Source organism: Acinetobacter sp. YH12140 (assembly GCF_013418475.1).
GTDB lineage: Bacteria > Pseudomonadota > Gammaproteobacteria > Pseudomonadales > Moraxellaceae > Acinetobacter > Acinetobacter amyesii.
The window spans coordinates 1-6157 of record NZ_VPBZ01000022.1 but is presented as its reverse complement, the minus strand read 5'-3'; the positions used below and the strand labels follow the sequence as shown (position 1 = coordinate 6157).

The following is a 6157-nucleotide window of genomic DNA, read 5'->3' as shown; positions in this document are numbered from 1 at the left end:
GAGCTAATTTGTTCAAGCTCTCGTTTCGGGTCTGGTCTGTTTCGCTGATACTCTCTAAAAGCTTCTTGAATGCTTCCCTGACGCTCTGATTGTCTTGCTTGGTACTCTCGAACATCTTGAGTAAATCGGCTTCCCTCTGCTGTTGTTGCGCCTGTGCTTGTTCCAAGGCTTCGAGTAAGTGCTTTTCTAATTCGGTCATTAATTAATACCCCATCGGAACCATTAGGCTGCCATTCTGCCAAGTCGGTGCGTCCTTGTTCACTAAAACGCATAAGCGTTTGCGATCTTTGTTGTCTATGCAGTCTTTCAGCTTGATATTGCCCCCCTTGTTCGCTAAGTCCTGTATAGCTAGGTTCTGTTGGGCGATTATCTCTGCGTTCTTGCCTATTTTGTGGCTCTGATAGGCTAGGATGCCCCACATCACTAAAATGGCTGTGATCACGGCTATGGCTACGATACTCCAAGTTTTTAACATAGTCGGGAGTAACCGTCTGTTCTGCTCTTGGATAGCGCAGTTCATTGCTCTCTCGTTTTCTTGCAACAAGTCTTTCAAGCGTTGCTCGTGCTTCTTGAACTCTGTCGCTACGACTTGCTCTGTATTTTTCGCTTGCTCGCTCGATGTCTGCTCGAAGTTCTTTGCCAAATCTAAAATCTTGCTCATAGATCATTCCTTTAAGACGAATATTTTTACCCCCATCAGGGTCTTTAATGCTGATTGTTTTTGGTGTAGTCCTAGCAATCTCAAAGCCTGCGGATTCAAGCGTTTTAATCACATCATCACGGCTTTGGATACGTCCACTTTCAGCAACACTTAAAAGTCCATCTGTGATGACTTCTGAGGCTTTTTGCTTATGCTTTGGCAAAGCATTAGGAGTGCATAACTCACGCTTATTTAGAGGGTCATTAGGGTCATGTAGCTTGTAATGATCATTTACGAGGTCTTTCCATGCGTTTAAACGTGGACGATCTGCTTTGTCGTAGTAAGGCTGTAGGCGTTTACCGCTTTGAAGCTCCACATTTGCTACAACGAAATTAAGCTCTAGGCGGTCTTTATCTTGGTGCTGTACCCATAAAATTGAGTATTGATCTTTATCTATACCTGGCATCAATACACGTTCAAAACTATCCATGATCTGTTGCTTTTGGTGTTCGTCTAAATCACGTTCTGCAAACGATAAAACACCCGATGTATATTTTTGAGCAAAGTTAGTGCTATCAATCAATTGAATCATTTGTTCAGGGTCGCCACGGTCTAGCCTTGCATCTTCCCGATCTCGGTCTTTACCAAGTAAATAATCCACGGGACCACGCCCCGAACCTGCACCACGACTATGTATTTTTATGATCATTGTGCAATCTCTGAAGCTCTCGCTCTATACCTGATAAAGCTGTGATTATTGCTATACGGTCTATTGCTGAACTTGTTTTACTTTGCTGATTAACCAATCTAGCTATCTGATTTAGGTTATTTCCAATGCCTGCAAGCTGTCTTAATAATTTTGGGTCTACTTTAATGACTTTGCTTTGCTTGGTACGTTTTTCACTTAAACAAGTTTCACGCATCCAACTCGCAAGGCTAGCTGTAGTACATCGGTCTAAAAGGGCTTGATGTTCTTCATCCGTTAAACGGATTTTGATTTCCTTTTGTCTTTTGACTATTTCTTTTTTGGTCATGCCTAAATCAGATCCTCGGTTTGTAACCGGACAAAGAAAAAATCTATGATTTTTCTCTTTGGGCGGTTTTCGGGGGTGTCGGGGGTGAAGCCCCTGATCCCAGTAGCACAAAAGGGACAAAGTCCCCTTTGTGTATGCTGGCTTCTAATCACAATAGCATGTTGATTACAGGCCGACAAGATTCGCTAGAATATTGGCTGCATGTGATCAAAGGCTATCTGTGATTAGGTCGGTATTGGATAAGTCGTTACAAGATTATGGACAATCGCAAGCGACCGCCTTTTCTGATCTATGCACAAACACTATGCATAACTCCGCATAAATCACAGATTTATACGTTGAGTTACACACAGGTTTGATGCACAGGAAAAGTCTTTGCCCACAACCGTTGTTAACTCCTTTCAGTAATAATTTTTTTTAAATAATTATTCTTAATATATAAAAAGCAAATGCTCTCAACTTCTCAACTCGCTCCCAAAGCGTCGGGCAAGCCCTTTGGCTTTGGTGAACGGTTGAGAGAGTTTCGGCAATACTCACCCTAAGGGCGGTCATTTAAAAAAATGACACATCCCTTAAGTATTGCCGATTTACCTGTATATATTTGGCTTCGGAGCCACGTATATCGGTCGTATCCGCACATAGCTTTGCTGACTATGCAGACAAGGACTCGAAGTCTTGCACCTCGCTCCACGCGCTCCCTGTCGAAGTATGGCAGTATCTCTACGAGGGTTTCCCCAACATGCAACTTAACTGACCTATACAACTACTCCCAACGCTCCGCCTATGTGAAGTCCCCCTGTAAGCGGTTTAGCCTTTCGACTATAGCCATATAACGCCAGTGACACTTATTCCTACCACACGTTATACGTGTCTATTCAAAAAATGGGCGTACAGAAGTAGACAAAGCTCGACCTATTGGTGCTTATCTGATGGTTTAGAAATCAAATTTAACGAAAGTTTCAAATTTGGGGCTTGTTTAACAGTAGTATTTCTTTAAAATAAGAACTGGTACATAAGCCGTAAGGTGAATATCAGTACGAGTGCCAACTCTGCCGATCATTCGTTAAATGATGCTAGGAACATCAAATAACTGTACCCCTCGAATTTAAATGAAAACCCCTCTAAGTTGCAAGACTTAGAGGGGTTTTTCTTTAATATTTAAAGATATTTCATGTTACACATTAAATTTGTTTGTTTTTTAATCTCAAGAGAAACTGCTGTGCCTGTTTTCCCAGGATTTCATCTAAGGGTAAATGCGCCTGTTTAATTAACTGTTCCAGTTTTTGTGGTGCAATCCGGATATGCAAATGCAGCTGACCTTCATCATCATAATGTTCTGACTGGATCACATTCAAACCATAAAGCTGGTTGCGCAGCTTGCCATAGGCCGGTTTTAGCGTCAGTTCAAAGGATTGCAGTTGTCCCATCAGGGCTTCATGCACTGCTTTGCGCAGCAGGTCGATCCCTTCGCCACTATGTGCTGAAACATAGACACGTTCTGGCTCACCCGGACGTCGATAAATAATTTTAGCCTCGTCACCGCTACAGTCAATTTTATTGTAAACCTGCAGGATCGGAACATCGGCACCAATTTCTTTCAGGACTTTTTCAACCGCTTCAATCTGTTCCAGCATTTCTGGACTACTTGAATCGATGACATGCAGCAACAAGGTCGCTTCTACGGTTTCTTCCAGGGTCGCTTTAAAGGATTCGACCAGAGAGTGAGAAAGATTACGGACAAAACCCACCGTATCTGCCAGTACCAGATTGCCGATGCCATCCCATTCCAGACGTCGTAATGTGGGGTCTAGGGTGGCAAACAGCTGATCGGCTGCGTAGACATCGCTATTGGCCAGTAAATTAAACAGGGTTGACTTGCCGGCATTGGTGTAACCGACCAAGGACACTGTCGGGACAGCCGCTTTTTGCCGTGCCACACGGCCTTGCATCCGGGTCTGGCGGACTTTATCAATTTTGGCTTTCAGTTGTCCCATGCGGATACGCAGCAAGCGGCGGTCTGTTTCCAGCAGGGTTTCACCCGGGCCACGCAAGCCGATGCCGCCTTTTTGACTGTCGAGATTGCCACGGCTACGAATTAAGCGGGATGATAAATGTTGCAGTTGTGCCAGTTCGACTTGCAGCTTGCCTTCATAGGTACGGGCACGCTGGGCGAAAATATCTAAAATCAGTTCGGTACGATCGACCACACGGCACTTGATGACCTGTTCCAGATTGCGGGCCTGGGCCGGTGTCAGGGCATGATCAACAATGACCAGATTGGCGTCCAGTTCTTCTACGCATTCGGCGATTTCTTCTGCTTTGCCTGACCCGATAAAAAATTTGGCATCCGGTTTGACGCGTTGAGCATGAATATGTTCCAGAATTTCGGCATCTGCAGATTGCGCCAGCAGATTAAACTCTTCAGCATCAAGGTCATCCAGCATTTGTACGCTGACACTCACCAGAATGACGCGTTCTTTCCCCCGATGTTGTTCTAAATATTCCACTCAGGCCAATCTCCACTTGAAAGCTTTAGTGTAGTTGAAAAAGAGCGAGGCAGATACTGAATTAGCGCGGCTTTGGTTTAAAGTGCGGTGACAAACAGTTGTGCAAGTGTTACCAGTACAGCGGCATAGATACAGGTACCACCCAAAATATATTTGAGCACTTGTAAAGGCTGAAGCTTTTCATTCGCAGGCTGGGTTTGATCTGGCATGGCAGCGATCCTTTTTGATCCAATATTCCGATGTTTTTATTATAAATGATTCATTAATCCAATTAAAATTGAAGATATAGATCTTATTGGTCGGTTTTTATTATCAATGCATGTTGCGAATGAACAGTATAGAATGAGTTTAATTCGTGGATATTCCCTGTATCTAGCTTAGGATTTAGTGACGTTTTTATGAACCCAACTGTACAATCTCAAGATATTTTATTAATAATTATATAAGAGTGACTGATAATAATGAATAAATTACTAATTAGCATTTTTTTAGCTTCAATTAGCTATACTTGTTATGCGGCTTCTCAACCCGCAGTCAATATAAGTCGAGCTAACTGTTATGCTCCTTTACCTCAATGGCTAGGGCTACCAGGAGTAGGCTATCACAATGAATCTTTAAGCTACGACCGTCTTTTTGCTTCTCATAGATTACGGGTTAGTAGTCAACAGACACGTTATCCGAATATTACTCGAAATCTATTTTATCCTTCTGCTACTTCTTTTAACTATACCTCTACTTGGAGAGCCTATGCGGGCCAACCTGATTCAAGTAATTTAGGATGGACTGTTACTGGAAATCATCAAGAAATTTTAGATTCAGGCCAATACATTCAAAGTAATACCTTCGCAACTGGCTGTAATATAACTGAGTGGTAATGAAAAAATTTATTAAAATCATATTAGGAATATTTTTAGTTATTGTTATTCTTTTTCTGATTATGTGGGGGTTCCATGGGTTTCCTACAAAAGAAATGTCTGATAACTCGATTTATGAACCTCCTCAAAACTCATCCTCTGTAATTGAAATAAATAAAGATGGGAAAACCACATTGAAATCTATAGATAATAAGACCGTGCTTAGTCAAAAGAATAAGCCCTTATTAGTAGATAGTGAATATATCAAATATATAGATATTGCTAGTTCAGATTTACCTGATGAAATAAAAAAAGAACTATTAGAGAAATCTAATAATTTAAGGCTACATGGTAGTTTTTCAAAAGGACAAATCACTCACGAATTCAAGAATACAAATTATTATAAAGATCGTTTAGATGAAATTGGTGGCTATGAAAGCTTAGAGAAAAAACTAAATTTTGAGCCTACAAAAATAGATGAAATCTTCTCTGACTCAAAATTAATTGGTGGCGATTATTCAGGATCATACACAGAAGGTAAGGGATACAATTCTATTTTTAGGGCATATGAATCTGCCAATTCAAGTATTGAATTGAATGAAATAGCACTTAGTAAATCTTCTAATAAGGTCGATTTCTTTAAAGAAAATATTAATACTTATATAAATAATTCGCCTGCAACTATAGAAAAAGTTGATAACGGAAATATTTATAATATTAGCTGGATAAGCGGTAACAGACTATTTTCAATGTCTACAAAAAACTTATCTGAAGCTAGTGCCATACAAAAAGCACAGCACATTGATGTTTCTGTACAAAACAAATAGATCTTTATTAGAAAGTATTTTCTTTAATATCTTAGTCCATAGCTACGTTTTGGTGTATTTACTTTTTCAAGCTTCTGACTTGCATTTCTAATGCCTGTAATTGCTCGATCAAGGCTTTGTTTTGCATCTTGAAGTCTTGCACTTGAAAGCTCAAGTTGCTTACTTGCCGAGCTAATTTGTTCAAGCTCTCGTTTCGGGTCTGGTCTGTTTCGCTGATACTCTCTAAAAGCTTCTTGAATGCTTCCCTGACGCTCTGATTGTCTTGCTTGGTACTCTCGAACATCTTGAGTAAATC

Annotated in this window: 7 protein-coding genes and 2 pseudogenes; 2 read left to right on the top strand and 7 right to left on the bottom strand. The window is 40.9% G+C overall.

Going from position 1 to position 6157, the window contains the following annotated elements:
• The 6 genes and pseudogenes from FTU75_RS18745 to FTU75_RS18560 form a co-directional block, all read right to left on the bottom strand.
• A partial coding sequence (locus FTU75_RS18745) for an MbeD/MobD family mobilization/exclusion protein (protein ID WP_373685886.1) occupies window positions 1-199 on the bottom strand: 199 nt, incomplete at its 3' end.
• 3 nt (window positions 200-202) lie between these two features.
• Complete coding sequence (locus FTU75_RS18740) at window positions 203-661, bottom strand: MbeB family mobilization protein (RefSeq protein ID WP_373685885.1); 459 nt, start codon at window positions 659-661, stop codon at window positions 203-205.
• 370 nt (window positions 662-1031) lie between these two features.
• Window positions 1032-1232, bottom strand: a pseudogene (locus tag FTU75_RS18735) (hypothetical protein); the annotation flags it as partial.
• Window positions 1233-1329: 97 nt separating this feature from the next.
• Entirely contained in the window at window positions 1330-1674 is a 345-nt protein-coding gene (locus FTU75_RS17860; RefSeq protein ID WP_180036268.1) for a MobC family plasmid mobilization relaxosome protein, read from the bottom strand.
• A 1181-nt stretch (window positions 1675-2855) separates the two neighbouring features.
• On the bottom strand, window positions 2856-4181 hold the full coding sequence (gene hflX, locus FTU75_RS17855; protein ID WP_180036269.1) for a ribosome rescue GTPase HflX: 1326 nt from the start codon (window positions 4179-4181) through the stop codon (window positions 2856-2858).
• A gap of 77 nt (window positions 4182-4258) precedes the next feature.
• Entirely contained in the window at window positions 4259-4390 is a 132-nt protein-coding gene (locus tag FTU75_RS18560) for a hypothetical protein (RefSeq protein ID WP_005098021.1), read from the bottom strand.
• 252 nt (window positions 4391-4642) lie between these two features.
• Here FTU75_RS18560 and FTU75_RS17850 point away from each other — a divergent pair, with 252 nt between their 5' ends.
• Both FTU75_RS17850 and FTU75_RS17845 read left to right on the top strand, forming a co-directional pair.
• Complete coding sequence (locus FTU75_RS17850; RefSeq protein ID WP_180036265.1) at window positions 4643-5056, top strand: hypothetical protein; 414 nt, start codon at window positions 4643-4645, stop codon at window positions 5054-5056.
• Window positions 5056-5862 carry a hypothetical protein gene (locus FTU75_RS17845; protein WP_180036266.1) on the top strand — a complete coding sequence of 269 codons (807 nt, stop codon included), beginning with the start codon at window positions 5056-5058 and terminating at the stop codon, window positions 5860-5862. Before FTU75_RS17850 ends, FTU75_RS17845 begins: the two co-directional genes overlap by 1 nt.
• A gap of 23 nt (window positions 5863-5885) precedes the next feature.
• On the opposite strand, the pseudogene FTU75_RS17840 reads toward FTU75_RS17845, so the two are convergent.
• A pseudogene (locus tag FTU75_RS17840) lies at window positions 5886-6157 on the bottom strand (hypothetical protein); the annotation flags it as partial.

What these genes read in the sequence shown, in the direction of transcription:
- FTU75_RS17850 (WP_180036265.1), top strand. Translation starts at nt 4,643, where the DNA reads ATGAATAAATTACTAATTAGCATTTTTTTAGCTTCAATTAGCTATACT.
- FTU75_RS18740 (WP_373685885.1), bottom strand. Translation starts at nt 661, where the DNA reads ATGAGCAAGATTTTAGATTTGGCAAAGAACTTCGAGCAGACATCGAGC.
- FTU75_RS17845 (WP_180036266.1), top strand. Translation starts at nt 5,056, where the DNA reads ATGAAAAAATTTATTAAAATCATATTAGGAATATTTTTAGTTATTGTT.
- FTU75_RS18560 (WP_005098021.1), bottom strand. Translation starts at nt 4,390, where the DNA reads ATGCCAGATCAAACCCAGCCTGCGAATGAAAAGCTTCAGCCTTTACAA.
- FTU75_RS17860 (WP_180036268.1), bottom strand. Translation starts at nt 1,674, where the DNA reads ATGACCAAAAAAGAAATAGTCAAAAGACAAAAGGAAATCAAAATCCGT.